25 protein-coding genes and 1 pseudogene are annotated in these 26,881 nt (G+C 35.3%); 18 read left to right on the forward strand and 8 right to left on the reverse strand.

The genetic code is table 11. The annotated features are described in order from the left end of the window. Nucleotide 1: 1 nt before the first annotated feature. Entirely contained in the window at nt 2-724 is a 723-nt protein-coding gene (locus AC3WVZ_RS05380) for a prepilin peptidase (RefSeq protein WP_016124301.1), read from the forward strand. A gap of 14 nt (nt 725-738) precedes the next feature. Beyond that, nucleotides 739-1,050: a cyclic-phosphate processing receiver domain-containing protein gene (locus AC3WVZ_RS05385; protein ID WP_001103770.1), complete on the forward strand. Its 312-nt coding sequence runs from the start codon at nt 739-741 to the stop codon at nt 1,048-1,050. A gap of 27 nt (nt 1,051-1,077) precedes the next feature. On the opposite strand, the gene AC3WVZ_RS05390 is transcribed toward AC3WVZ_RS05385, so the two are convergent. The 7 genes from AC3WVZ_RS05390 to phaQ form a co-directional block, all read right to left on the reverse strand. After that, the gene (locus AC3WVZ_RS05390) at nt 1,078-1,929 is read right to left on the reverse strand and encodes a formate/nitrite transporter family protein (RefSeq protein ID WP_000893025.1); all 852 of its coding nucleotides are present in this window, start codon (nt 1,927-1,929) and stop codon (nt 1,078-1,080) included. A 202-nt stretch (nt 1,930-2,131) separates the two neighbouring features. After that, a complete protein-coding gene (locus tag AC3WVZ_RS05395; RefSeq protein WP_000383314.1) occupies nt 2,132-2,926 on the reverse strand; it encodes a TerC family protein in 795 nt (264 codons plus the stop codon). 295 nt (nt 2,927-3,221) lie between these two features. Next, nucleotides 3,222-4,541 carry a TrkH family potassium uptake protein gene (locus AC3WVZ_RS05400; protein WP_233936167.1) on the reverse strand — a complete coding sequence of 440 codons (1,320 nt, stop codon included), beginning with the start codon at nt 4,539-4,541 and terminating at the stop codon, nt 3,222-3,224. Between the two features lie 109 nt (nt 4,542-4,650). After that, a complete protein-coding gene (locus tag AC3WVZ_RS05405; protein ID WP_000241212.1) occupies nt 4,651-4,836 on the reverse strand; it encodes an alpha/beta-type small acid-soluble spore protein in 186 nt (61 codons plus the stop codon). A 152-nt stretch (nt 4,837-4,988) separates the two neighbouring features. Continuing rightward, complete coding sequence (locus tag AC3WVZ_RS05410) at nt 4,989-5,432, reverse strand: MaoC family dehydratase (protein WP_001067916.1); 444 nt, start codon at nt 5,430-5,432, stop codon at nt 4,989-4,991. A 101-nt stretch (nt 5,433-5,533) separates the two neighbouring features. Continuing rightward, nucleotides 5,534-6,058, reverse strand: a complete 525-nt coding sequence (gene phaP, locus AC3WVZ_RS05415) for a polyhydroxyalkanoic acid inclusion protein PhaP (protein ID WP_000448594.1) — start codon at nt 6,056-6,058, stop codon at nt 5,534-5,536. A gap of 42 nt (nt 6,059-6,100) precedes the next feature. Continuing rightward, a complete protein-coding gene (gene phaQ, locus AC3WVZ_RS05420) occupies nt 6,101-6,553 on the reverse strand; it encodes a poly-beta-hydroxybutyrate-responsive repressor (RefSeq protein ID WP_000939955.1) in 453 nt (150 codons plus the stop codon). Between the two features lie 198 nt (nt 6,554-6,751). Between phaQ and phaR the strand changes: the two genes are divergently transcribed. From phaR to AC3WVZ_RS05445, 5 genes are all read left to right on the forward strand, one after another. Further along, a complete protein-coding gene (gene phaR / locus AC3WVZ_RS05425; RefSeq protein ID WP_000566942.1) occupies nt 6,752-7,234 on the forward strand; it encodes a polyhydroxyalkanoic acid synthase subunit PhaR in 483 nt (160 codons plus the stop codon). Nucleotides 7,235-7,384: 150 nt separating this feature from the next. Further along, the gene (locus AC3WVZ_RS05430) at nt 7,385-8,128 is read left to right on the forward strand and encodes an acetoacetyl-CoA reductase (protein WP_000250409.1); all 744 of its coding nucleotides are present in this window, start codon (nt 7,385-7,387) and stop codon (nt 8,126-8,128) included. 84 nt (nt 8,129-8,212) lie between these two features. Continuing rightward, complete coding sequence (gene phaC / locus AC3WVZ_RS05435; RefSeq protein ID WP_000206336.1) at nt 8,213-9,298, forward strand: class III poly(R)-hydroxyalkanoic acid synthase subunit PhaC; 1,086 nt, start codon at nt 8,213-8,215, stop codon at nt 9,296-9,298. A gap of 94 nt (nt 9,299-9,392) precedes the next feature. Then, nucleotides 9,393-10,589: an NAD(P)/FAD-dependent oxidoreductase gene (locus tag AC3WVZ_RS05440; protein ID WP_000772575.1), complete on the forward strand. Its 1,197-nt coding sequence runs from the start codon at nt 9,393-9,395 to the stop codon at nt 10,587-10,589. A gap of 23 nt (nt 10,590-10,612) precedes the next feature. Then, nucleotides 10,613-11,962, forward strand: coding sequence for a TrkH family potassium uptake protein (locus AC3WVZ_RS05445; protein ID WP_001204705.1), 1,350 nt, complete (start codon nt 10,613-10,615; stop codon nt 11,960-11,962). A gap of 38 nt (nt 11,963-12,000) precedes the next feature. Here the strand turns inward: AC3WVZ_RS05445 and AC3WVZ_RS05450 are convergent, their stop codons facing one another. Continuing rightward, nucleotides 12,001-12,336, reverse strand: a complete 336-nt coding sequence (locus AC3WVZ_RS05450) for a DUF3905 domain-containing protein (protein ID WP_000726025.1) — start codon at nt 12,334-12,336, stop codon at nt 12,001-12,003. Nucleotides 12,337-12,484: 148 nt separating this feature from the next. Here AC3WVZ_RS05450 and ykzP point away from each other — a divergent pair, with 148 nt between their 5' ends. The 11 genes and pseudogenes from ykzP to tnpC all read left to right on the forward strand — a co-directional run bounded on the left by ykzP (nt 12,485) and on the right by tnpC (nt 26,487). Beyond that, nucleotides 12,485-12,637: a protein YkzP gene (gene ykzP, locus AC3WVZ_RS05455; protein WP_000240799.1), complete on the forward strand. Its 153-nt coding sequence runs from the start codon at nt 12,485-12,487 to the stop codon at nt 12,635-12,637. A 229-nt stretch (nt 12,638-12,866) separates the two neighbouring features. After that, nucleotides 12,867-13,943 (forward strand): putative 2-aminoethylphosphonate ABC transporter substrate-binding protein, encoded by a 1,077-nt coding sequence (locus AC3WVZ_RS05460; RefSeq protein ID WP_000750893.1) that lies wholly within the window; start codon nt 12,867-12,869, stop codon nt 13,941-13,943. 19 nt (nt 13,944-13,962) lie between these two features. Then, complete coding sequence (locus tag AC3WVZ_RS05465) at nt 13,963-14,964, forward strand: putative 2-aminoethylphosphonate ABC transporter ATP-binding protein (RefSeq protein WP_233936169.1); 1,002 nt, start codon at nt 13,963-13,965, stop codon at nt 14,962-14,964. After that, on the forward strand, nt 14,965-16,722 hold the full coding sequence (locus tag AC3WVZ_RS05470) for a putative 2-aminoethylphosphonate ABC transporter permease subunit (protein WP_233936171.1): 1,758 nt from the start codon (nt 14,965-14,967) through the stop codon (nt 16,720-16,722). It begins immediately after the preceding gene. Nucleotides 16,723-16,743: 21 nt separating this feature from the next. After that, on the forward strand, nt 16,744-17,538 hold the full coding sequence (gene phnX / locus AC3WVZ_RS05475) for a phosphonoacetaldehyde hydrolase (RefSeq protein ID WP_000687397.1): 795 nt from the start codon (nt 16,744-16,746) through the stop codon (nt 17,536-17,538). 15 nt (nt 17,539-17,553) lie between these two features. Then, a complete protein-coding gene (gene phnW / locus AC3WVZ_RS05480; RefSeq protein ID WP_065381900.1) occupies nt 17,554-18,651 on the forward strand; it encodes a 2-aminoethylphosphonate--pyruvate transaminase in 1,098 nt (365 codons plus the stop codon). Beyond that, nucleotides 18,648-19,832 carry a saccharopine dehydrogenase family protein gene (locus tag AC3WVZ_RS05485; RefSeq protein WP_233936173.1) on the forward strand — a complete coding sequence of 395 codons (1,185 nt, stop codon included), beginning with the start codon at nt 18,648-18,650 and terminating at the stop codon, nt 19,830-19,832. The genes phnW and AC3WVZ_RS05485 overlap by 4 nt, the downstream gene beginning before the upstream one ends. Before the next feature lie 40 nt (nt 19,833-19,872). Continuing rightward, nucleotides 19,873-20,655, forward strand: coding sequence for a DeoR/GlpR family DNA-binding transcription regulator (locus AC3WVZ_RS05490; RefSeq protein WP_000117666.1), 783 nt, complete (start codon nt 19,873-19,875; stop codon nt 20,653-20,655). Between the two features lie 402 nt (nt 20,656-21,057). After that, a pseudogene (locus AC3WVZ_RS05495) lies at nt 21,058-22,427 on the forward strand (IS1182-like element ISBth7 family transposase); the annotation flags it as partial. A 238-nt stretch (nt 22,428-22,665) separates the two neighbouring features. Next, entirely contained in the window at nt 22,666-24,966 is a 2,301-nt protein-coding gene (locus AC3WVZ_RS05500; protein WP_025921764.1) for an NEAT domain-containing leucine-rich repeat protein, read from the forward strand. 117 nt (nt 24,967-25,083) lie between these two features. Beyond that, nucleotides 25,084-26,487 carry an IS66 family transposase gene (tnpC, locus tag AC3WVZ_RS05505; protein WP_100910632.1) on the forward strand — a complete coding sequence of 468 codons (1,404 nt, stop codon included), beginning with the start codon at nt 25,084-25,086 and terminating at the stop codon, nt 26,485-26,487. The last annotated feature ends 394 nt before the right edge of the window (nt 26,488-26,881 follow it).

Below are 26,881 nucleotides of genomic sequence, written 5' to 3' on the forward strand. Positions count from 1 at the left end.
GATGTTCACTTATTTATATGCACTGTTAGCAGGGATGGTGTTTGGTTCTTTTTTTATGTTAGTTGCGGTGAGGGTTCCATTAGGTGCGTCTATTATTACCCCGCGTTCACATTGTTATTATTGCAAATATGTGCTAAGGCCAAAAGAACTAATCCCCATCATTTCATTTTATATACAAAGAGGCTGTTGTACGAATTGTAAGAGGAAAATTCCAATTATATATGTAGCATTTGAATGTATAACAGGAAGTATATTTCTTCTTACCGTGTATATGATTGGAATAGAACGAGAACTTATTATCATTTTATCCCTTTTTTCGCTACTTCTTATTATTTCAGTTACAGATTACTTATATATGTTAATTCCTGATTGTATTTTAATTTCGTTTGCGGTTTTACTCATTCTCGAAAGTGTTTTTGTACAATTAGTTACTTGGACAGATAGTATAGTTGGTAGTGGTGTTATATTCCTTTTGTTATATTGCATGCAAAAGATATATCCAGAAGGGCTTGGCGGAGGAGATATAAAACTACTTTCGTTACTTGGTTTTATAGTAGGAGTGAAGGGAGTTTTTATCGTTTTATTTTTAGCATCTTGTTTTAGTCTTTGTTTTTTCGGGATTGGTATCGGATTAAAACGTATAGAAGTACGAAAGCCAATTCCATTTGGTCCTTTTATTAGTTTTGGGGCAATGTGCTATGTATTAGCTGTTTATTCAAATTAGAGAGGGAATCGAAAATGAACGTATATATGGATGATCAAAGAAGTTGCCCGTTCGGGTATGTGTCCGCAACTACAGTAGAATGTGCCTTGCAAATGGTTCGGGATTATGATGTGAATATTCTTTCCCTTGATTATAATATGGGCTGGGGAGCAAAAAATGGACTAGATTTTGTAGAAGCTTTTTGTACAGAGGGATTATATGTAAATGAAATTCACCTTCATACGAATGATGTCATCGGTATGCACAAGATGAAACAGAGAATGGATAAGGGAAAGGAAGAAGGAGAAATTAATCCTCACCTTGTTGTTAAATACGTGGGAAGCTAAAAACTCCAAAGTAAAACTTTGGAGTTTTTAGTGTTTCATATGTGCTTGTAAAGGAATAATCTCTTCTTGTTGAGCTACTGCGATTTCAGTTTCTTCCTGTTGAACTTCAGGTGTTTTCTTTGTTAAGTAGTGGTATACCATACCGACAAATACTGATCCGCCAATAATGTTACCGATTGTAACAGGAATTAAGTTATGAATAGCACCTGAAAAAGAAATTGTCTCAGGATGCGGTGAAACTAAAGATAAAGCAAAGAGTGATAAGTTTGCAATACTATGTTCGTAACCAGATAAGAAGAATGTGAAAACAAGTAGCATCATGACTATTATTTTTGCTGTGTCACCTTTAACCTGAGAAGGTAAGAAACAAGCAAGACATACGAGCCAGTTACATAAAATGGCTTTAAAGAATAACTGCATTGTAGGTGTGTTCATCTTTCCTTCAACGACTTTATTCATTAAGTGACCGTGATCAATTGCTTCAAAAATTCCAGTTGCGTAAAATAGTAAGGCAAAGAATAACGCGCCGGCTAAGTTACCTGCATAACAAGCAACCCAGTTACGTAGTGTATCAGAAATCGTTGTTTCTTTTCTTAAAGTTGCTACAGTAAAGTACATTGTGTTCCCAGTAAACAATTCAGCACCGCCATATATAATAAGTACGAGAGCAATCCCGAAAAACATAGAAGCAGCTAAATAAGTTGCTGGTGAATCTGCAATGTGAAAAAAGTTACCTAATTTAAAACATAGTACAATAATAAAACCGATATAAATACCCGCAAGTGCAGCACGAATGAAATATTGCATTGGGTTTGTATCTAGTATTTTCTTTTTGCTTTTAGCCAGTTTGACAACATAATCTAGTCCTTGTTCTAGCATGAGTAATACGCTCCTTTAGTAAATCTTCTATAAATACTCCTTATATGAATAAAGTACATGGAATTGTTCTCACTTTCAATAAGTTTGTGCAATGTTTCACAAAAAGGACATACATACATTAAGAAAACGTTTACAAAAGGTAGTATAATGGAATTTTTTCTGGACATTGAGAGGAAGAAAGAAAAAAGAAAAAGCGCTGTAATTACAGCGCTTTTTCGTCTAAATTCTTTTCTACTTTTACTTCTACTTCTTTTGAGAAGAACCAACCACCAACTGCGATTCCGACTAATACAATCCAGAATGTAAGCTTCCACGGAGTGGATTCTGGGAATGAATGTGGAATTACATTTAATGCAGGGTGTGCTAATGTATAAACTGCTAGCTTCACACCAACCCAACCTACAATTAAGAATGCTGCGGTTTCAAGTCCTGGTTTACGTTTTAAGATTTGTACGAAAGCAGTTGCTGCAAATCGCATAATGATTAATCCGATAAGTCCACCTACAAAGATAACAGCGAATTGCCCAGTATCAAGACTACCAATTGTACCTAATCCTGTTTTTGGTAAAGTCATTGCTAGTGCAACAGCAGCTAAAATTGAATCAACTGCGAAGGCGATATCAGCAACCTCAACTTTAAATACAGTCCACCAAAAGTTCTCTTGTTTTTTCTTTGCTTCTTTTTCTTCTGTTTCTTCATCTGTATTCTTTTTAACATATGTTTTAAATAAGTGATTACCAGCGATAAACATAAGGTAGATGGCACCGATTGCTTGCACTTGCCATACATCGACTAAGAACGAAATCATAAATAACGATCCAAATCGGAAAACAAATGCCCCCGCTAATCCATAAAATAGTGCTTTCTTTCGTTTTTCTTCTGGTAAATGTTTTACCATAATTGCAAGAACAAGAGCGTTATCAGCCGCTAAAATCCCTTCAAGTGCAATTAGGATGAGTAATACCCAACCATACTCCAATAATAATGATACATCCATGTACATTCTCCTCTCATTTCTATAAGTTCTAAATAAGTGAAGAATTTCCCCACTATTTAGTTTCCCCATACTCCTGCCTATTAACTTTGGAAAAATCTGGAAGTGAATGCAAAAAAGACCTCTGCCGTTAATAGGCAAAGGTCTTGCTAGACATATGTAATAAAAAATGCCAACAAAGCCGGAAGAACTAAGTTCTACGTAATGACGACTTTGTTTCCAAGAAATATTCTTGGACGCTACTCCCCTTTGGAGATATGTTATTGTATTCTCATTATATGGATAATTTATACGGTTGTCAACCTGTTAAAATATCTTCATTCGGATATTTTATTTTCAGGTTCTTTTTACGAGCAAATGAAAAAGCCAATGTTAAAGGACCCATTTTCCCGAAAAACATCATAAAGATAATAATAGCTTTTCCGATTATAGTTAAGTGGGGTGTTAAATTCATACTGAGGCCAACAGTCCCAAATGCTGAAAATACTTCGAAAGCACTCATCAATAGAGGAACTCGCTCAGTAATACTCAAAATTAAAATAGCAAAAAAGATAAATGAAATGGAAATAATAGTAATGGTTAATGATTTGACAATGAGAGTATCTTTAATGGATTTTTTAAATACGACAATATCCTCTTGTTGTTGTAAAAATTTAAATACGCCAAAAAATATGATTAAAAATGTTGTTAACTTAATTCCACCACCAGTTGAAGCGCTACCAGCACCAATAAACATAAGGAGCATCATTAATAGGAGAGAAGGTTTTGACAATGTAGAAATATCAACAGTATTAAACCCGGCAGTTCGCGTTGAAATTGCTTGAAAATAAGAGGCCAATTCTTCTTCAAATGGGGTAAAACCTCTCATAGAAAGGGAGTTATGGAACTCGAATATAAAAATAAAAAGGGTAGCAATAATGTTGACGATTAGAGTAGAAGAGAGCATAAGTTTTGAATGTAGTGTAAGGTTTTTAAAGTTTTTCTTTCTTTTTATGTCTACGATTACTGTAAAACCAATTCCACCTAAAATGATGAGAGAGGAAATGACGAGATTGACAAGAATGCTATGAGAATGGGACATTAAATTATCGCTCCACACAGAAAAGCCAGCATTGTTAAAGGCTGAGATTGAATGGAAAAAACTATAATAGATCCCTTTCATAACCCCATATTTTGGTACCCATTCAAAAGAAAGAATTATAGTAGCGATACATTCGACTGTAAAAGAGAATAAAAATAATGCTTTGGCAAGACGGATGATGCCGCCGATATTCGTTTGATTTAATGCTTGTTGCAGTAAAATCCGATTTTGAAGACCGATTTTTCTTCCGAGCATAATCGCAATTAAGACAGCAAAGCTCATAATGCCAAGCCCGCCAACTTGTATAAGCGTTAAAATGACACATTGTCCAAACAAAGTAAATACTTTTCCAGTATCTACAACACCAAGCCCAGTAACAGTACAAGCGGAAACGGTTGTAAATAAGGCATCGAGCCATGAAATGGACGTTGTCGTAGCAATGGGTAGTTTTAATAAACATGTGCCGACAACTGATAATACAAGAAAAGACAAAGTAAGAACGCGGGGAGGGCTCATGCTAATATTAATCCGTTTCATTTTACAGATCGCTCCTTTCGTTTTGATTAGTATGTGAAAAAGCACCATTATGTATGTTGAAAATAGAAAGAGGCAGAGAATATCTGCCTCTAAGCCATATGTTATATTATTATCCACGTAATTGTTGTTGAGCTAAAGCAACAAGACGTTTTGTTACTTCACCGCCAACTGAACCGTTAGAACGAGATGCTGTATTAGATCCTAAGCTTACACCAAATTCTTGTGCAATTTCATATTTAAATTGTTCAAGTGCTTGTTCTGCACCTGGAACTAATAATTTGTTTGTTTTTACCATGTTGATACACATCCTTATGAGTAGTCCAGTTCAGCTAAGTTAAGTTCTTATCTAAACTGGTAACGTTATTTTATGTGGAAACGACGTACTCATACGCGGAAGTAATCGGTGCGATTAGAAGTTCTTGGATAGAAAAAAGAGTAGCAAATTTGCTACTCTTTTTTTAGTATTGTCGCTGTTCCTTCCACGACAATATCATCTGATTGATTATATATGTTTGTTTGCAGCGTAATGATTTTTTTATCATCACGCTTCTTAATAACCTCTGCCACAACGCGAAGTGTATCACCGATTTTGACAGGGGCACGGAATGAAACATTTTGGGATAAATAAATCGTATTTTTGCCTGGGAGTTTCGTTCCAAGGATGGTAGAAATAAAACTCGAAACGAGCATACCGTGAGCAATACGTTCTTTAAACATTGTCGTTTTTGCAAAAGAATCTAAAATGTGAATAGGATTCACATCCCCAGTCAATTTTGCAAAATTGATAACATCTTCATCTGTAATTGTTTTTGTAAGGGATGCTTGATCACCGACTTGAATCTCATCATAGCGAAGCTCCGGAACAGTTTGTGCTTCTTGAAATGGATTCATTTTGTCCTCCTTCTTTTCCATATCGAAAAATGTTAGCCATCTTGATGTAGTAGGAGGAAGAAAGAGTTTTGTTTGTGCTGCGGTTAGCTCCCACATTTTTCTTACTTGATGGAAGTAAATAGATTTTTTGAGTTTTCCTCGAACTTTTTTGCGAGTTCCAACTGTTTTGACTTGAACTCTTCCAAAAAACCCTCTAACTGTTTTTGAGCCTCTTCACGTTGTAATTGTTGTTGCTCAATAAATTGTTTTGTTGTTTCTTCAAATTGGCCGCTTGTTTGGGTAAGAATTGACAATGATGTTTTTGTAGGAGAAACAGTAAGCTGATGCATATGAGCAGAAAGTTCCTTCCATTTGTCCTGCCACTCGTTAATTTGATCATTTAAGGAGTTTCCAGTTAATTGTTTCACGTAATCTGTATATTGGTTATTGAACTGAGCAGTGAGTTGTTGTAGTTCTTTTTCTAGTTCATCTACTCCTGATGTTAATTTATGCAAAGCGTCTTGTTGTTGTTTTAATGTTTCTAAAGTAAGTTGCTCTAATTGCTTCCCAGCTGAAGAGAAAAGGGAAAGTGATTGAGACCAGTTTTTCCAAAATGCATCGACTAATTCGTATGGTTTAGTTTCCATTGTTTGACCCCCAAATGTTTTTTTGCATATTGTGAACGCAGATTACTCTGCTGTACCACCAGGTGAAGATGAAGAATCCTTTTCATCCTTTTCTGGAGAAGTAGAAAATGGAAAGAATGCATTGGTGTATAACGTGAAAAACGTTCGCAACATATTTTGATAATGTTCAAAAGAAGTCGCACATGTTGTTAAATATTGCTCTCCATATTCAGTTAAAGAATAAATTCTTTTTGCCGGCCCTCCATCGCTTGTATCCCAAGTAGAAGAAATAAGGTTTTCTTTTTCTAATTTGCGTAGTGTTCTATAAACATTACCTTGGTCAACAGAAGAAAAGCCGATATCCATTAGCATTTGAATAAGTTTGTAACCATGAAGACTCCAGTCTTTTAGACAGAGAAGTAAGAAGGGAACTAAGAAGTTTTTTGGCATGGAGTTTGGTTGTTTCGCTTGGTTGCTCTCCAAACTTTCGCGTTGTTCTGGTTCATTTTGTAGCATGATTGTGCATCACCTCATGAATCAGTTAGATGGAATTTTTTGCTTATAAGTGCAATTTACACCTATCTGTTTTTAAAGTCAACACATTTGTTAGAAAATAGAAAAAAATAAAATATAGACTTGAAGTTTTATTCAGAATATTAGAAAATAGTGAATAGGTTGAATTGTTTCAAAAACGAAAAAGGGAGTGTAGGTAAAGTGATTGATCAAAAATTCGATCCACTACAAGCATGGAAAAATGCTTATGAACAAACCGAAACATTTTGGGGAAAAGCGCTCAATGAAACAATTAAAACAGAAGAATATTCTGCTTGGATGGGCAGCGTTCTAGATTTGAATTTGTTTTATCAAAAAGCATTAAATGATACGACAAAAAACTATTTAGAACAAGTAAATGTGCCGACGAAAGAGGATATCGCAAGAGTGGCTACGCTTGTTATTAACTTAGAAAATAAAGTAGATAACATTGAGGAGTTTCTAGAGGAGAAAGTAGATTCTTTAGGGCAAGCTCCTACATTAAAGCGTGATGTAACGAAAGTAAAACAAGATATTCGTACGCTTGAAACAAAAGTAGATCAAATTTTAGAATTGCTAGAAAAGCAAAATGCAGTACTAGCTAAACTACAAGTACCTGTAAAAGAAGAGGTAAAGCCTGCGAATAAACCAGAAAATAAAAAATGATAAAAGCGCTTGTTTATAACAGATAAAAGAGAGAGGGAGAATCTCTTTTCACGTATAAACAGCGAAACATAATTATATATGGACTCTATAGTATGAGTACCAAAATGATTCATAACAATCGTTCACAAATTCATTTAAGGGGGAAAAGAAATGGTTCAATTAAATGGAAAAGTAGCAATCGTAACAGGTGGAGCAAAAGGAATTGGAAAAGCAATTACAGTAGCATTAGCACAAGAGGGAGCGAAAGTAGTTATTAACTATAATAGCAGTAAAGAAGCAGCTGAAAATTTAGTAAATGAATTAGGAAAAGACGGACATGACGTTTATGCAGTGCAAGCGGATGTTTCTAAAGTAGAAGATGCAAACCGACTTGTAGAAGAAACTGTGAATCATTTTGGTAAAGTTGATATTCTTGTTAATAATGCTGGTATTACAAGAGACCGTACATTCAAAAAGTTAAATCGTGAAGATTGGGAGCGCGTAATTGACGTGAATTTAAGCAGCGTATTTAATACGACAAGTGCGGTTCTTCCATACATAACGGAAGCAGAAGAAGGAAGAATTATTAGCATTTCTTCTATTATTGGTCAAGCAGGTGGATTTGGCCAAACAAACTACTCAGCAGCAAAAGCGGGTATGTTAGGATTTACAAAATCATTAGCGTTAGAACTTGCAAAAACAAATGTCACTGTAAATGCTATTTGCCCAGGATTTATTGATACTGAAATGGTAGCAGAAGTACCAGAAGAAGTACGTCAAAAAATCGTTGCAAAAATCCCGAAAAAACGTTTTGGTCAAGCTGATGAAATTGCAAAAGGTGTAGTATACCTATGCCGTGACGGTGCGTATATCACAGGTCAACAATTAAACATTAACGGCGGATTATATATGTAATGAAGTAAGAAAAAAGTGCATATCCATAGCAGGAATGCACTTCTTTTTTTTAAGAAGGAAATCGACCAAAAAGGAGATAGAAAAATGACTACATTCGCAACAGAATGGGAAAAGCAATTAGAGCTATACCCAGAAGAGTACCGAAAAGCATACCGCCGAGTGAAAAGGGCGAGTGAAATTTTATTACGTGAACCAGAGCCGCAAGTCGGATTAACGCCGAAAGAGGTTATTTGGACGAAGAATAAGACGAAGCTTTATCGTTACATTCCAAAACAAGAAAAAACACAAAGAGTTCCAATTCTGTTAATATATGCTCTTATTAATAAACCATATATTATGGATTTAACTCCTGGAAATAGTTTAGTGGAATATCTAGTGGATCGTGGTTTTGATGTATATATGCTTGATTGGGGCACATTTGGTTTAGAAGATAGTCATTTGAAATTTGATGATTTCGTGTTTGATTATATTGCAAAAGCAGTAAAAAAAGTAATGCGAACTGCAAAATCGGACGAGATTTCTTTACTTGGTTATTGCATGGGTGGAACGCTAACTTCTATTTATGCAGCGCTTCATCCGCACATGCCAATTCGTAATTTAATTTTCATGACAAGTCCTTTTGATTTCTCTGAAACAGGATTGTATGGTCCTTTATTAGATGAGAAATACTTCAATTTAGATAAAGCGGTTGATACATTTGGAAATATTCCGCCAGAAATGATTGATTTCGGAAACAAAATGTTAAAGCCAATTACGAACTTTGTTGGTCCATATGTTGCTCTAGTAGATCGTTCAGAGAATGAACGCTTCGTCGAAAGCTGGAGATTGGTTCAAAAGTGGGTTGGTGATGGTATTCCGTTCCCAGGTGAATCATACAGACAGTGGATTCGTGATTTTTATCAAAATAATAAATTGGTTAAGGGTGAACTCGTTATTCGCGGACAAAAGGTAGATCTTGCAAATATTAAGGCGAATGTCTTAAATATTTCCGGGAAACGTGATCATATCGCTTTGCCATGTCAAGTAGAAGCATTACTAGACCATATTTCTAGCACAGATAAACAATATGTATGTTTACCAACAGGGCATATGTCTATCGTTTACGGTGGAACAGCTGTAAAACAAACATATCCGACGATTGGAAATTGGCTTGAAGAGCGTTCTAATTAAAAATAAAAAATCCAACTAGCCTATGTTAGTTGGATTTTTTTATGAAAAATAACAAAACATAGAAAGGAGAAATTTATATTTTAGGAGTATAATTATGAAACTTATGACAGGTAAGTTGTTTTGGAATACAGGAGTTTCAGTACCTTGTTATCCACCGTTAGGAAATGATATGATATGTGATGTGCTTGTAGTCGGAAGTGGCGAAGCAGGTGCCCATATAGCGTATTCTTTAGCGAAAATAGGTATGAGTGTAATGCTTATTGAAAAAAGAGAAATTGCATGTGGTAGTACATTTGCAAATGTAGGTGTATTACAGTTTCTTCATGATAAATCGTTAACCTCACTTATCCATACATTTGGTGAAGAAAAAGGGGTACGAGCATATAAACTGTGTTACGAAGCGTTACGGACAATGGAGAAAGTGGTACCTACTCTCGATATTGATCCCTATTTTATTCCGAGAAGTAGTTTATATTATGCAAGTAAAAGTGAGGATGTCTCATTTTTACAAGAGGAGTACAATACGTTACAGAATTATGGATTTCCTGTTGAGTATTTTACAGAATCTGATATTAAGAAACGTTATCCTTTCATAAAACAAGCGGCATTATATACACACGGTGATGCCGAGGTGAATCCGTATTTATTAGCGCACAGTCTTTTGCATAAAGCAAATCAAATGGGAGCTAATATATATGAACATACAGAGGCAATACATATAAAAAAACGTAAAAATGATTTAATTTGTTACACGAAAACAGGAAATCAAATTGTAGCAAAGAATATTATTATGGCGACAGGTTATGAAGCGCTTTTTGGAAAGAAAGAAAGAAAAAATACAACAGTAGACACCTCTTATGCAATTGTAACAAATGAAATAGATCAGTTTGAAGGCTGGCATGAGCGATCGTTAATTTGGGAAACGGCACGGCCCTACTTATATTTTCGAACGTATCGAAACCGCATTATTGTAGGCGGATTAGATGAAGCGCTGCAAATTCAAACAATTGGTGATACGAAATTATTGCATAAGCGTGATATCCTTATTAATATTGTAAAAGAGATGTTCCCGCAGTATAAAAATATACAGGCAGACTACTATTGGGCAGCCGCGTTTGGTGGTACTCATGATGGTCTCCCCATTTTAAAAGAAGACGAAAAGATACATAATTTGTTTTACGCATTGCCGTATGGAGGTAATGGAACTGTATATGGAATGGTCTTTGCCAAATTATTTGAGCAGTTATTTACAAATAAAGAAAGTAAAGATTTTTCTTTATTTAATCGATAGAAAAAAGGTAGCGAAGTGATGGAATGAGAGATATAAAAAAGTTTTTACAAAAATTACGTCCTGTACAACTCATCGTTTTGTTTTATTTGTTAGCAGTAGTTGTATCGGTGATATTGCTTAGTTTACCGTTTGTTACGAAGCCTGGTGTGAAATGGACATTTATAGATGCGCTTTTTACATCGGTTAGTGCGGTAAGCGTTACGGGACTGTCTGTTATTACGATTTCAGATACGTTTACTACAGCAGGAATTATTGTTTTAGCCCTTATTCTACAATTAGGCGGCTTAGGAATTATGGCGCTTGGTACATTTGTTTGGATCATTACGGGGAAAAAGATTGGTTTGCAAAGAAGAAGATTAATTATGGCAGACCATAATCAAGGGAATTTATCGGGTCTTGTAGAATTGATGCGTTCTATTTTGATTGTAATTATTTCAATAGAACTTATTGGAGCAATCCTATTAGGTACAAGATTTTTACTTTACTTTCCGACTTGGAAAGAAGCTTATTTTCACGGTTTCTTTGCAGCTGTTAGTGCGACTACGAACGGCGGATTTGATTTAACAGGACAATCATTAATTCCTTATAAAAAAGATTATATTGTTCAAATGATTCATATGTTACTAATTATTTTAGGAGCGATTGGTTTCCCTGTGCTAATGGAAGTGAAACAATTCCTTAGTAAAAGGAGACAACAATTATTCCGTTTTTCATTATTTACAAAATTGACGACAACAACATTTTTTGCACTCGTTGTTGTTGGTACAATTATGATTTTTTTACTGGAGAGAAATCATTTTTTAGTAGGAAAGTCATGGCATGAAACTGTATTTTATACATTATTCCAATCTGTGACGACGCGAAGTGGTGGACTTGCTACGATGGATATACGTGAATTGTCACAACCGACGCTTTTATTTATGAGTATATTAATGTTTATAGGGGCATCTCCAAGTTCGGTTGGGGGCGGAATACGTACAACAACATTTGCTGTTAGTATATTGTCACTATATACCTTTGCAAGGGGTGGTAGAACAGTTAGAGTCTTCAAACGTCAGCTACATGAAGAGGATGTACTGAAAGCATCTGTCGTTATGACGATGGGGATTTTGTTATGTGCTACTGCGCTATTCATTTTATCTATTACGGAAAATGTACCGCTTATGAGCTTAATTGTTGAAGTTTGTTCTGCTTTCGGAACGACGGGACTATCAACAGGTGTTACGCCTGATTTAACAACTGTTGGGAAACTTGTACTTATTGTGCTTATGTTTATCGGACGCGTTGGTATTTTAACATTTATTTTAGCTAGTGGTGGAAGGGAACAACCACCTCGCTATAAATACCCGAAAGAGCGGATTATTATTGGATAGTATGAAACCATTCTACCTACGTTAGGTAGAATGGTTTTTTAGTCGTTAATTCCAAATTGTGGATGCATAAAAGCTTCATTTTTATTATCCGCTTCGTTTTTTAGCAACTCTTGATTTTCTTCTGAAATCCACCCAATATCATTTGTAGGATGGATCCACTCATCGCCAGCCATAATGGCAGGATCTATTTTATCACTCCAATTGTTAAGTGGACTGTTCTCGGAATTATATTTACTGTCTCCAATTACAACATCATATTGATTCACAAAAGGTTGTTGCATCGTTTTTCCTGTTCCTTTAAAAGATGGAAAATTCATTTGATGCGGGAGCGTTTCGTCTAAAATTGGTGATTGAATCTTTTCTTTTTTCTTCAAAATTATCGCTCCTTTTTATAATGATTTCTTCATACGTAGTATTTCCATCTAACGCCTCTTATGTACTTGTTAACACTTGCCAGTAATAATTATTTTAAGTTGTTTCAAACTAGAGTAGAAAGTGATTTCTTGAGAGCAGGTGAATGTATTGGTAAAAAGAAAAGTGAAACAAAATGCGGCAATCAATAATAATAAAACTCCGAAAGAAAGCTTACCAGATGCAGAATTTGCATTAGAGTATGAAGGAGAAAATAGCGCAAAGTATGCTAATCGTAATTCAAAAAAAGGGAAACAAAAATGAGGCGTTTTTTACAAACGCCTCATTTTTTTGTGGGATTATAAAGGTTTTTTTAATTATTTGTAAATTTAGTGTTTTCTATTAGCAGAAAAATGCGAAAAAACATAGAAGTAGCAACGTATTACACAAAAACAAACAACAAACAAAAGATTAATGTTGGTTTAATACTGCTTTTACACTAGTTGTTTATATTTGAGTTGTACATAAGATTTGTAAAAAGGAGAGAGAAACAGTGAAAAAAACAATCTTTAAAGCTGTAGCGACTGGAATGGTATTTTCGTTATTAATGGGGTGTGGTGCAAAGAAGGAAGAAAGTGCTGGAGCGAAAGTGAAAGATGACAAATTATCTGGATCATTAACTGTTTACACAGCAATTGAAGAAGAGCTTGTACCAATTTATCTTGATTCCTTTAAAAAGAAATATCCTGATGTGAAATTGAACATTGTACGTGATTCAACAGGAGTTATTACTGCGAAATTGCTAGCTGAAGGGAAAAATACACAAGCAGATGTTGTATGGGGAACTGCGGCATCAAGTCTATTAGCTTTAGATAAAAAAGATATGTTAAAAGGATACTCTCCAAAAGGAGCAGATCGTGTTCTTCCGCAATTTAAAGATGATAAGCAACCTGAAAAATGGGTAGGAAATACTGCATTTATGACGGGGATTGCTGTAAATAAAGAAGAGTTAAAGAAGAAAAATTTACCGATGCCAGAATCATATGAAGATTTAACGAAACCAGAGTATAAAGGAACACTTGTTATGCCACATCCAGCATCATCTGGAACAGGATTTTTAACAGTTTCTGCATGGCTACAAATCATGGGTGAAGATAAAGGCTGGGATTACATGAAGAAACTTCATGATAATATGGCAAGTTATACGCATTCAGGATCAAAACCAGCGAAATTAGCAGGAGCAGGTGAATATCCAGTCGGTGTATCAATGGTTTATAGTGCTTTAAAAGAGAAACAAAAAGGTGCACCAGTTGAAGTTGTACTGCCGAAAGAAGGATTAGGGTGGGAAGTAGAAGCGAACGCACTTATTAAGAAAGATAATGCGAAAAATGATAAATTAGCACAAGCATTTTTAGATTGGGCAATTACTGATGATGTAATGAAGTTATACTTTGAGAAAAATGGATTTGCGACAATTAAAAATGATTATAAACTTCCAGAGGGATTCCCGAAAGATGTTACTGAAAAATTATATAAAAAGAATGACTTTAAATGGGCAGCAGAAAATCGTGACAAAATTTTAGAAAAATGGGAAAAAGAGTTTGGCCAAAAAGCAGAACCGAAAAAGTAAGTGAGTGGGAGAGAGAAAAATGAGCGAATATTTATCAATTCAACACATTCAAAAACAGTTTGATGCATTTACAGCGTTAAAAGATATTTCTTTTACTGTGAACAAAAATGAGTTTGTTTGTTTATTAGGCCCGAGTGGCTGTGGGAAAACGACGTTGCTTCGCATTTTAGCGGGACTAGAGGAACCAACGACTGGCAGTATAGCTGTGAATGGAAAAGATATTACAGCATTGCCTCCTGGAAAGAGAAACTTCGGAATGGTTTTCCAATCGTATGCTTTATTTCCGAATTTAACAGCACTTGAAAATATTGAATACGGCTTAAAGACAAAAAAATATGGGAAAGCAGAAGTGAAAGAGAAAGCGCTAGATGCGTTAAAACTTGTAGATTTGCTGAATGTAAAAGATAAATATCCTGCTCAAATGTCTGGTGGACAACAGCAGCGAGTAGCACTTGCACGTGCGCTCGCTCTGTCTCCAGATATTTTGTTACTCGATGAGCCGTTATCAGCTTTAGATGCAAAAGTGCGTGAAAAATTACGTAGGGAAATGCGTGATTTGCAAGAGAAAATAGGAGTAACGACGATTATGGTAACGCATGATCAAGAAGAGGCATTAACGATGGCTGATAAAATTGTTGTAATGAATCATGCGGAAATTATGCAGATTGGAACACCAGAGGAGATTTATCAAAGACCAGCCAATCCGTTTGTGGCAGATTTTATTGGTTCTATTAATTTCTTTTCGAAAAATAACGAAGAACATGCAATTCGTCCTGAACATGTAACAATTGTACAAAAGGATGGTATTAAAACAGTTGTGGAAAGTATGGAATTTCGCGGATCTGTATATCGGACGGAAGTGCGAGTCTTAGAAGAAAACACACACCTTTATAATGAGAAAATTGTAGTGGATATATTAGCATCAGAAGTAGAAGCAACGGCTATTAGAAAAGGAAAGCCGATTCAAATCTCTTTCTCAGAAAATCATATGTTGTTATATGGAAAGAAGGTCATTGTATAGATGGAGATGTTAGAAAACTATAAGGTAGAAAGTACGAAAAAAAAGATTAAGAGAAGTATAGGGAAAGAGGAATGGATCCAACGGCTCGTAATTATCGGTATGATTTTTTCTTTCCTTATCATACTTGTATTACCGCTATTACAACTATTTACACAGGCTTTTTATAATAAAGATGGAGTTTTCGTTGGTTTAGCGAATTTCAGTAAATATTTCACAACACCAACTTTAGTTCAGTCTTTACAAAATACAGTATGGATTTCGGGCGCAACAACAATTATTTCAGTTGCAATCGCATTCGTTTACGCATATGCAATTGCCCGTACGAATGTTTTTGGAAAGCGTGTATTTCAGTATGTAGCGTTATTACCATTGTTCGCACCAACGATGATGCACGGTATAGCACTTACATATTTATTTGGTAATCAAGGGCTAGTAACGAAAGGAATGTTTGGTTTATTTGAAGGTATACAAATCCCTTTATATGGACCAATAGGAATTGTAATAGCTGAAGTTATGTATACATTTCCACAAGCCTTTCTTATATTGCTAATTGCCTTCCAAGGATCTGATTATCGTTTATATGAAGCTTCTAATATGTTAGGGGCGAGTAAAACAAAGCAATTTTTCACGGTTACTTTACCTAGTGTAAAGTACGGATTAATTAGTGCAATGTTTGTTGTGTTTACACTTAGTTTTACTGATTTTGGGGCACCAAAAATTGTTGGTGGTCAATATAATGTGCTTGCTACTGACGTATACAAACAAGTAATTGGACAGCAAAATATGCCGATGGGTGCAACTGTCGGAATGATTTTATTAATCCCAGCTATATTCGCATTTGTAGTTGATCGTATTACGCAAAGAAAGCAGGCGAATTTCTTATCTTCAAAAGCAGTACCATACAGAATAGTAGCTAATAAGAAAAGAGATGTAATCTCATTCATATATTGTAGTGTGATTACACTTATGATCATTCTATTATTTGTTGCAGTTGGTATTGCTGCAAGTGTGAAAGTATGGCCATATAATATGAGTTTTACATTTGAGCATTTTAATTTTTCAAGTTTAACAGGAGATGGACTTGAAGCATTTAAAAATAGCGTAATTGTTTCAGCAGTTACAGCAGTTATTGGGGCGATTTTAACATTTGTATTCGCATATGCAATTGAGAAAATAGACCAGCTACAATTTTTCAGAAAAACAGGTTACTTTTTCTCTATAGTGCCGTTAGCGATACCAGGTTTAGTACTCGGATTAGGATATGTCTTTTTCTTTAGTCAACCAACGATTCAAATTCTTGGACTATCAGTAACGAATCCGTTTCATTCTTTATACGGAACAATTGCTGTATTAGTACTAGTAAGTATCATTCATTTTTATTCTGTAACATTTGTCACGGCAACGACTGCCTTAAAGAAATTAGACCGAGAGTTTGAGCTTGTTTCGCAGTCGATGGGTATTCCGTTTTATAAAACATTCTTCCGAGTAACAGTACCAATGTGTTTACCAGCAATTTTAGAAATGGTCATGTACTATTTCGTAAATTCGATGGTAACTGTGTCAGCGGTTGTATTCTTATACGCAGCTGACTTTAAACTAGCGGCCGTATCAATCGTAAATATGGATGATGCAGGAAATGTAGCGCCAGCAGCTGCAATGAGTGTACTTATTGTTGTTACAAATATTGTAGTAAGAGTTGTATATGAATGGGGAACGAAAGCACTTCGTAACCGAACGTCACAATGGCAAAAAAGATAAGTGAGAAGGGTGATGGATTGAATGAAAATAGAAGCAGTTATTTTTGATTGGGCAGGTACGACAGTTGATTACGGATGTTTTGCACCGCTAGAAGTATTCATGAAGATTTTTCAAAAACGTGGCGTTGAAATTACAGCAGCAGAAGCACGTAAGCCAATGGGATTATTAAAAATAGATCATGTAAGGGCACTAACAGAAATGCCTCGTATTGCGGATGAGTGGAAGCGTGTCTTCGGTCAATTACCAACAGAAGCAGACATCCATGAGATGTATGAAGAGTTTGAAGAAATTCTCTTTTCTATTTTACCAAGTTATGCTACGCCGATTGATGAGGTAAAAGAAGTAATCGCTTCTTTACGTGAGAGAGGCATTAAAATCGGTTCAACAACGGGCTATACGAGAGAAATGATGGAAATTGTAGCAAAGGAAGCAGCGTTACAAGGATATAAACCTGATTTTCTTGTTACGCCAGATGATGTTCCAGCAGGCCGCCCATACCCATGGATGTGCTATAAAAATGCAATGGAACTTGGTGTGTATCCGATGAACCATATGATAAAGGTAGGGGACACAGTATCAGATATGAAAGAAGGTAGAAATGCTGGAATGTGGACAGTTGGTGTAATTCTTGGAAGTAGTGAGCTCGGTTTAACGGAAGAGGAAGTGGAGAGTATGGATTCGGTAGAGCTTCGTGAAAAAATAGAAATAGTTCGTAATCGGTTTGTTGAAAATGGGGCTCATTTTACGATTGAAACGATGCAGGAGCTCGAAAACGTAATGGAACATATCGAGAAACAAGAACTTATTATTTCATAAAAGGGGTACGGGATCATGAATGAAAATCACTACTTATTATTAACACCAGGACCATTAACGACAACAAAATCAGTAAAAGAAGTTATGCTATACGATTGGTGTACGTGGGATGTTGAATATAATACGATGGTGCAAGAAGTAAGAGCTAAACTTGTATCGTTAGCGACGAAGGAAGAAGAGAAATATACAACAGTGTTAATGCAAGGAAGCGGTACGTTTTCAGTTGAAGCAGTAATTGGCTCTGTTATTCAGGGAAATGGGAAGCTTCTCGTTTGTACAAATGGTGCGTACGGTAAGCGCATTGTACAAATGGCAGAGATGTTACAGATTGATGTAGTGGTCAGCCAAACAGAAGAGTGGGAACCTACTAATATTGTAGAAGTAGAAAAGTTATTGGAAGAAGATAAAGAGATTACGCATATTGCAGTTGTTCATTGTGAAACAACGACAGGCATTATAAATCCAATTGTAGATGTATGTAAATTAGGAAAGCAGTATGGAAAGGTTACAATTGTTGATGCGATGAGTAGTTTCGGCGGGATTGAAATAGACATTGCTGATTTACAAATTGATTTTTTAATTAGTAGTGCGAATAAGTGTATTCAAGGGGTTCCTGGATTCGGATTTGTAATCGCAAAACGTGATGAATTATTGAAGTGTAAAGGGCAAGGACGCTCTTTATCTCTTGATTTATATGATCAGTGGGAAACGATGGAAAAACAAAATGGGAAATGGCGTTTTACTTCACCTACACATGTTGTACATGCTTTTTATCAAGCGCTACTTGAGTTAGAAAAAGAAGGTGGAGTAAGAGCACGTTACAATCGATATTACAACAATCAAAAACTACTAGTGAATAGAATGGGAGAAATCGGATTTAAGCCACTAGTAGATGAGAAATATCAATCTCCTATTATTACATCTTTCATTTATCCAAAAGGGGAGTTCGAGTTTCAACAGTTATATAACGAATTAAAATGCTATGGATTTGTTATTTACCCTGGGAAAATTTCGAAAGTAGATACGTTCCGCATTGGAAATATAGGTGATGTACATGAAGAAGATATTAATCGCTTAGTTGATAGTATTGCTAAAGGAGCTGTTATTGGGTGAAAGTATTTTGTTTAGGTGGAGCAGGTAAAATTTGTCGTGAAGCTATTTTGGATTTAATTCAATTTTCATCTTTTGAGACGATTACTGTAGCCGATTTTAACGAGGAAGAAGGCCGTAAAGTAGTAGAATGGCTCAACGATCCTCGTGTTGATTTTGTAAAAGTAGATGTAACGAATCACGAGGATACGGTTGCAAAAATGAAAGGTTATGACATTGTATTGGATGGTACGACGATAAAGCTAAACGGATTGTCGACTCGCTGTATTGCAGAAGCAGGCTGCCACGGTGTGAACTTAAATGGATTTGGTGAAGAAAATGAATCGCATGCTATATTTGTTCAAAATGAAAAAACATGTTTGCCTGAGTTTGGCATGACGCCAGGTGTAACGCAAATGATGGCAATGCATGCAGCAAATCAACTGGATACTGTAGAGTCTGTCCGCGTAAGTCACGGTTCGTATCGTCCGATTGCTTTTTCTGCTTCAATTACAGAGACAACGACATATGAATATGATCCACATTTACCATCGCGTACAGTGTATGAAGATGGTGAATTTAAACAAGTACTTCCGTTTGCGCGTCCGAGAGAAATAGAATTGCCAGCGCCTTATGGTAAGGAAACGCAGTATATCATTCCGCATTCTGAAACGATTACGTTAGCAAAGGCACTAGAAAATAAAGGTGTCAAACTGATAGAGACGAGAGGAACTTGGCCGAAGCAAAATATGCAACTTGTACGTGCTTTATATGATTACGGCATATTGCGTAATGATCAGATTGAAATAAACGGGAAAGAAATAGGCATTATGGATTGTATTTCGCAGTATTTATTGCAATCGAAAGAAGGACAAGAAACAGAGCTTTATGGTTATGCACTTCATGTAGAAGTAATAGGTATGAAAAATAATGAGAAGCAAAGACATGTGTTATATCATACACATCCGTTATCTGATGGTTCTGTTGTAGGATGGGAAAAATTAAGGGCGTATACGAGAAACGTCGGTATTCCATTTGGGATTGCTGCAGAGTTAATTGCAACTGGAAATGTAAGTAGGGTGGGTGTTGTTACGCCTGAAGAAGCTTTTGAAAATCCACAATTAATTTTTGATGAACTAGCAAAGCGCGGTATTCATATTCATGAAGAAGTTTCTACTTATAAAGAAAATTATAACTTTGTATAAGCAAGGAAGCTTATGAGGGAGATATAAATGAGGTGAATCTATGTCTGTAGTAGGAGAAGAAAGAAAGCGAACCATTCTTGAAAAGGTAGAATTTAAAGGAAAAGTAAAGGTTTCAGAATTAGCGAGAGAATTTGCTGTATCAACAGAAACGATTCGTCGATATTTAGAAGAATTAGATCGTGAAAAGAAGCTGAAAAAAGTGTATGGTGGAGCTGTTCAACTTCCAGGCGCTGGGGTAGAGGCGCCAATGTTAGAAAGAGAAATGCTACATATAGAAGAGAAGAAAAGAATTGGTTATAAAGCAGCGACATTTGTAGAAGATGGTGATGTCATTGCAATTGATGATGGAAGTACACCGCTTCAAATGGTTCCATACCTTGTTCATCGTAAAAACTTAACGATTGTAACAAGTTCATTTCCAGTCGCAACACAATTAATTTCTTCTATTAATAAAAAGATGTTTCACGGTGAAGTTTTATTTATAGGTGGAAAAGTATCTCCAAAGCATTCGCGTGTATCAGGGTCTATTTCTCAGCAAGTAATACAGCAATTCCATTTTCATAAAGCGTTCGTTTCGATTGATGGGTTATTACCTAGTTTTGGAGTTTCCAGCTTTGAATTAGAGAAAGCGAAATTGTCAGAGGCGATGATGAAATTAGCTGAGAAGACATATATTTTATGTGATCATACGAAGGTAGGCGTGAAAGGGAATTATCGTATAGCAGCATTTTCACGTATTCAACATGTAATTTGTGATAAAAAAATGCCATATAGTTTTGAAGAAGAACTTATGAAGCATAATATTCAGTGGACAGTTTGTTAAATAAAGTGAAAGTGCCTAAACTCCCGCCTAATTTTTAGGAGGGAGTTTTATTGTCTGCAAATCGTAAAATAAAAGATTTGCATTTATGCAAAAAGTGGACACATTTTCTCATCTCTTTCATATAATTTACCAATACAAAAAAAGTTGGTCGAAGGAAAGAAGGGAGAACATGTCAGAACGAATATATAATAAACTTGTATTGTACGCGAATATTTTGCAAAAAATTGGTGTCATCAATGAGAAGGAAAAAAGTGAAATTCTTCATACGATAGGTAAAAAAGCCCTTTGAATAAAGGGCTTTTTACAGGCTGTGGAGAAAGTCTTCTCCACAGCCTGTTTTTGTGTCTGAACCTCTTTTTATGTGTCAACACTGATAAAAAAGAGGAAAAGGAGAGATTTTTTATGATGGGTGCTTTAAAAAATCATCGTGATGAGCGTGTATCTGTTTCTGTAGAAGAGTTGGTTCCACAAGATCATTTCCTTCGTGCAATTGAAGCGACAATTAGTTTTGATTTTATTGAAGAGAAGTTACGCCCTTATTACTGTGAAAACAATGGACGCCCGTCCATTCATCCTATTGTTTTATTTAAGATGATGTTTATTGGATATTTTTACGGTATTCGTTCTGAGCGTCAATTGGAAAAGGAAATTAAAACGAATATTGCCTACCGTTGGTTTTTAGGGTTTTCTCTATCGGATACTATTCCGGATCACTCTACAATCAGTTGGAATCGTCGTACTCGTTTTATTCATACAAATATTTTCGAAGAAATTTTTGATGAGATTGTGAGACAAGCGACGGAGCACCGGATGGTAGGAGGACGTGCACTGATGACAGATTCTACACATATTAAGGCCAATGCCAATAAAAATAAATTTGTACATAAATATAAAAAAGAAAAAGCAAAGTTTTATATAGACGAGCTAGAAGCTGCGGTAATCGAAGATCGTGAGGTACATGGAAAAAAGAATTAAAACCTAGAAAGGAAAGTGATACCCCTACCAAAAAAACTCGTATAAGTACAACGGATCCAGATAGTGGATTTTTAATGAGAGATGGAAAACCAAATGGTTTTCATTTCTTGGATCATCGTACGACTGATGCGAAGTACAATATTATTACAGATACCTATGTAACGGCTGGAAATATGGCAGATTCCGAGCCGTATTTAGCACGCCTCCAAGCTCAGATTGATAAATTCGACTTCAAAGTAGAAGCTGTTGCCCTTGATGCTGGCTATTTTACAGGATATATCTGTAAGAAACTATCAGAACGGAATATATTTATGGTGATGGGGTATCGCCGATTTGGAAAACGGAATAAAGAAGTACCGAAAAGCCAATTTAAATATGTAGAAGAAATGAATGTTTTCGCTTGTCCGATGGGATGTATTCTAGAATATGTAACAACTGATCGTGAAGGATACCGTCAATACAAATCGAATCCAGAAGACTGCGCTGTTTGTCCGTTACGTGAGGTGTGCTTTTCAAAGAAACAAAAACAAAAAGTTATCACTCATCATGTGTGGGAGAAATATAAGGATATTGCTAGAAAAAACAAGCTAACAGCTACAGGGAAAAGGTTGTATAAAGTACGCTGTTCCACTATAGAGCGAAGCTTTGCAGACGCCAAAGAACTACATGGCTACCGCTATGCCCGGTTTCGAGGGCTGAAGTCTGTCCAAATGCAAGCTTATCTCACCGCAGCTTGTCAAAACATGAAAAAAATAGCCCTCCACCTGACCAAAAAGGGTCAGGTGGAGGGCTATTTTTTAAAATTCTATTATTTTATGTTGTTTTTATTCGCTAAAATCAAAAAAGATTCCAGAGTGTTGGGAACCCTAAAGGGTTTCCCAACACTCTGAAAAAAGCCCTTTGAATAAAGGGCTTTTTATTTTTTATCTTTAAAAATATAAATTTAATGTAATATTCTCATTGACAATGATAATGATATTCATTATCATTTATTTGTGGGTAATTGATAATGGTTATCAATTATAAAAATTGTATATGATAGGGGATATTATTTTGAAAAAAAATTATATGAAGGCGCTAGTAGTAGCGACAACATTAGCAATTCCATTTGCTACGTATTCTACTCCAGCATTAGCGGCATTAAAAGTTGAAGCAAATCAATCGGTAGCAGCAGCGAGTGATCGCACGTATGATACTGAAATTAAAATATATAAGGACCAAAAAGACGAGCCATCTATGGTTTCTCAATATATAAAAGATCCTAAAGTAACGATTGCAGCTGGCAAAAAAATTGTCACTGTAACAATGCAAGATAGCGATTATTTTCAATATCTTAGAATAGAAGATAAAAACCAGCCTGGTGTATTTCATGATGTGAAGGTTTTGTCAGAAGATAAGAGGAAGAATGGAACGAAAGTAGTTCAATTTGAAATTGGCGAGTTTGAGAAGAAGCACAATATGCAAATGCATATACTTATTCCAGCTATTGGATATGATCACAAATATCAAGTTCAATTTGAAATTAAAGATCCAACTGTAGGTAACAAAGAAACAGAGAAACCAGATGATAACTCTAATTCAGGAAATACGGAAACGGATAATCCAGTTGATAATCAAAATATGATAACAGATAACAAATTAAGAGAGCTTGTTAATAAAAAAGTATTTAATAGAAAAGATTTAAATACACCAATTACGAAAGAAGATTTATTACAAGTAAAGGATTTGTTTTTAAATACAAATGAGATACTTGATTATAGTGCATTAAAATATATGCCAAATTTAAAATCTTTAACAGTTGCGAATGCGAAGATAAAAGACCCGTCGTTCTTTGCGAACTTAAAGCAATTAAATCATTTAGCTTTGCGTGGTAATGAATTTGCAGATGTAACGCCACTTGTTAAGATGGATAATTTAGAATCTCTTGATTTAAGTAATAATAAAATTACAAACGTTGCACCACTAACTGAAATGAAAAATGTAAAAAGTTTATATCTATCAGGCAACCAAATAGAAGATGTAACAGCATTAGCGAAAATGGAACAACTAGATTACTTGAATTTAGCAAATAATAAAATTAAGAACGTTGCTCCATTAAGCGCTTTAAAAAATGTAACATACTTAACTTTAGCAGGTAATCAAATTGAAGATATTAAAGCGTTATATTCATTACCTTTAACAGACTTAGTATTAACACGTAATAAAGTTAAAGATTTATCTGGCATTGAGCAAATGAAGCAATTAGAAGAATTGTGGATCGGGAAAAATGAAATAAAAGATGTTACTCCTCTAAGTAAGATGACACAGTTAAAACAATTACACTTACCTAACAATGAGTTAAAGGATATTACTCCATTATCAAGTTTAGTAAACTTACAAAAGCTTGATTTAGAAGCGAATTATATTTCAGACTTATCACCAGTTAGTAATTTAAAAAAATTAGTATTTCTAAGTTTTGTTGCAAATGAAATCCGTGATGTCCGACCAGTTATAGAACTAAGTAAGACGGCTTATATTAATGTCCAAAATCAAAAAGTATTTTTAGAGGAAACAGAAGTAAATAAAGAAGTAAAAGTACCTATATATGAAAAAGATGGTGAGATTTCTACGAAAATCCGTCTGAAGAGCGATAATGGTACGTATAGTAATGGTGTAGTGAAATGGAGTACACCAGGTGAGAAAGTATATGAATTTGGTGTGAAAGATCCATTCGCGGATACAGGAATCTTCTTTACAGGATCTGTTATTCAAAATGTAGTAGAAAGTAAAGACGGTAATACATCTAAAGAAGATGAGAAAACAGAAGTGGTAGAATTTAAAGATGTACCAAAGGGACATTGGTCAGAAGAAGCAATTAATTACTTAGCGAAAGAAAAATTATTTATAGGCTATGGAAATGGTGAATTTGGATTTGGTGATAACATTACTCGTGGACAAGTAGCACTTCTAATACAAAGGTATTTAAAATTAGAAAATAATCTAGAACAAAAAACGGCATTTACAGATACGAAAGGAAATATGTATGAAACGGCTATTGATGCAGTGGTTCAAGCTGGAATTATGACAGGCTATGGAAATGGTATGTTCCGTCCAGATGGAGTATTAACTCGATATGAAATGTCAGTAGTACTACAAAGAGTATTTCAGTTAAAAGAAAATGAAAATAGTGCAGAGAATTTTAAAGATGTACCAAATGGCCATTGGGCGAAAGGATATGTGAAAGCTTTAGTGGATAATAAAATATCAAAAGGCGACGGGGAAGGGAATTTTTTAGGAGATAATTTCGTAACACGTGAACAATACGCACAGTTTTTGTATAATGCAATAAAGAAATAAAGTGAAACTTTATTCGTAACTACTCAGCCACCTTTCGGTGTCTTTTTTAAATTTTACTAGTTTCATATGCCTCCCATTTGTAAATACTGAGTATATCAAACAGGGGAGGTGAATCTTATGGTCGATCGAAAAATTATTTTAGATACATATAAAAAAGGACCTGAAGCTGTTATTTCTTTATTTGAAGAAACATTTTCTAAGTTAGAAAAACGTATACAAGAACTAGAAAATGCTTCAAAAAAAAACTCCAAAAATAGTCATAAGCCACCTTCTACAGATGGTTTGGGTAAGCCCGTTACAAAAAGTTTGCGCAAACCGTCTCATCGTCAAACGGGTGGCCAGTTGGGCCACAAGGGACATACTCTTGGTTTGACAGCGACTCCAGATCATACGATTACACATTCTCCTACATATTGTACTTGTTGTCATACTTCCTTGAACCACGAGCCTGTAAAAGGGTATCGCATTCGCCAAGTGTATGACTTACCACCTATTCAGATCGAAGTGACAGAACATAAAGTAGAACAGAAAGAATGCCCACATTGCCATTCTATCCAAGAAGCCCAATTTCCTTCGACAGTATCTCGTCCTGTTCAATATGGTCCAAATATAAAAAGACTGATTCCCTATTTAACGCATTATCAATGCATTTCTTTGAAGCGAACAAAAGAATTCTTTCAGGATTGTTTTGGACATTCTATAAGCGAAGGAACCCTGGTAAATCATACACAGGCTTTCGCTTCTCAATTGCAGCCATTCATAAAAGAAGTAAAGGAAAAGATTCTGCAGTCTCCTGTTGTCCATTTTGATGAAACTGGTATGCGTGTAGAAAACAAAACACAATGGTTACATACTGCCAGTACACCGGAGGTGACATTGCAACATATTCATCAAAAACGTGGAAAAGAAGCAATGGATGCTGGAGAAATCTTGCCATCTTTTTCTGGAATTGCGATGCATGATGGTTGGAAATCGTATGATGCGTATACAGATTGTCGTCACGTTTTATGTAATGCCCATCTCTTACGAGATTTACAAGGAATTATAGATAGTACTGGAGAACAATGGGCACAACAGATGCAGAAATTTCTAACGCAAGCGTTGACGATGAAAAAGCAATCCGAAGGTACCATGCCAAAAGCGACGCAAAAGAATCTGTTTATTATGTATCAATCCATATTGAAAGAACAACAGATTCTTTCCACGAAACAAAAGAAGAAAGGAAAGCAGACGCCTTCTCAAAATTTATGGAATCGCTTCGTCAAGTATTCTGACAGAATTCTAGCGTTTTTAGAACATCCAGCCATTCCATTTGATAACAATCAAGCAGAACGGGATATTCGGATGACGAAAGTAAAACAGAAAGTGTCTGGGACTTTCCGAAGTAAGAAAGGCGCAGAATCTTTTTGTCAGATACGAAGCTTTATGAGTACCATGAAAAAACAAAAACAATCGGTCTTACAAGCGATAAACCAAGTCATAGAAACTAGAACGGTTCCTTGGAATAACACGACTTCATAAGAGAATTTCTCTATTTGGCATAGATTCTTTCTCTGATTGGAGTATTTTCTTTTCATGTTTTCGAATCGGAAACATGTATTTGGCCTGTTTTTTTATTTGAAGAAGCTGAGTAGTTACCTTTATTCAGTGGGGGTTTTGTTCATTCCCTACTGATTAGTAGCCCTCACCAATCGGGCTGCCCGTTAATGCGGAATAAAAAATGAGGAAAATACGCTATTCTTTAATTAAAGAATAGCGTATTTTTTATGTGCAAAATGAAATAGATAGGAGTATAGACATATGAATAGCCTATTTTAAAGAAGAACCACGAAACTATATTGACAAAAAAGCGTTCTCATGTGATAATTCAATTAAATTTTTAGAATAATCAAAAAATATTCCTTTTACATAGAAA

The organism is Bacillus sp. CPT56D-587-MTF (assembly GCF_058792335.1).

Coding starts and splice junctions, on each gene's coding strand:
- AC3WVZ_RS05490 (WP_000117666.1), top strand. CDS start 19,873: ATGTCTGTAGTAGGAGAAGAAAGAAAGCGAACCATTCTTGAAAAGGTA.
- AC3WVZ_RS05465 (WP_233936169.1), top strand. CDS start 13,963: ATGAGCGAATATTTATCAATTCAACACATTCAAAAACAGTTTGATGCA.
- phaP (WP_000448594.1), bottom strand. CDS start 6,058: ATGGAAACTAAACCATACGAATTAGTCGATGCATTTTGGAAAAACTGG.
- AC3WVZ_RS05445 (WP_001204705.1), top strand. CDS start 10,613: ATGAGAGATATAAAAAAGTTTTTACAAAAATTACGTCCTGTACAACTC.
- AC3WVZ_RS05400 (WP_233936167.1), bottom strand. CDS start 4,541: ATGAAACGGATTAATATTAGCATGAGCCCTCCCCGCGTTCTTACTTTG.
- AC3WVZ_RS05380 (WP_016124301.1), top strand. CDS start 2: ATGTTCACTTATTTATATGCACTGTTAGCAGGGATGGTGTTTGGTTCT.
- AC3WVZ_RS05500 (WP_025921764.1), top strand. CDS start 22,666: ATGATAGGGGATATTATTTTGAAAAAAAATTATATGAAGGCGCTAGTA.
- phaQ (WP_000939955.1), bottom strand. CDS start 6,553: ATGCTACAAAATGAACCAGAACAACGCGAAAGTTTGGAGAGCAACCAA.
- AC3WVZ_RS05430 (WP_000250409.1), top strand. CDS start 7,385: ATGGTTCAATTAAATGGAAAAGTAGCAATCGTAACAGGTGGAGCAAAA.
- tnpC (WP_100910632.1), top strand. CDS start 25,084: ATGGTCGATCGAAAAATTATTTTAGATACATATAAAAAAGGACCTGAA.
- AC3WVZ_RS05405 (WP_000241212.1), bottom strand. CDS start 4,836: ATGGTAAAAACAAACAAATTATTAGTTCCAGGTGCAGAACAAGCACTT.
- AC3WVZ_RS05470 (WP_233936171.1), top strand. CDS start 14,965: ATGGAGATGTTAGAAAACTATAAGGTAGAAAGTACGAAAAAAAAGATT.
- phnW (WP_065381900.1), top strand. CDS start 17,554: ATGAATGAAAATCACTACTTATTATTAACACCAGGACCATTAACGACA.
- AC3WVZ_RS05410 (WP_001067916.1), bottom strand. CDS start 5,432: ATGAATCCATTTCAAGAAGCACAAACTGTTCCGGAGCTTCGCTATGAT.
- AC3WVZ_RS05395 (WP_000383314.1), bottom strand. CDS start 2,926: ATGGATGTATCATTATTATTGGAGTATGGTTGGGTATTACTCATCCTA.
- AC3WVZ_RS05440 (WP_000772575.1), top strand. CDS start 9,393: ATGAAACTTATGACAGGTAAGTTGTTTTGGAATACAGGAGTTTCAGTA.
- phnX (WP_000687397.1), top strand. CDS start 16,744: ATGAAAATAGAAGCAGTTATTTTTGATTGGGCAGGTACGACAGTTGAT.
- phaC (WP_000206336.1), top strand. CDS start 8,213: ATGACTACATTCGCAACAGAATGGGAAAAGCAATTAGAGCTATACCCA.
- AC3WVZ_RS05390 (WP_000893025.1), bottom strand. CDS start 1,929: ATGCTAGAACAAGGACTAGATTATGTTGTCAAACTGGCTAAAAGCAAA.
- AC3WVZ_RS05385 (WP_001103770.1), top strand. CDS start 739: ATGAACGTATATATGGATGATCAAAGAAGTTGCCCGTTCGGGTATGTG.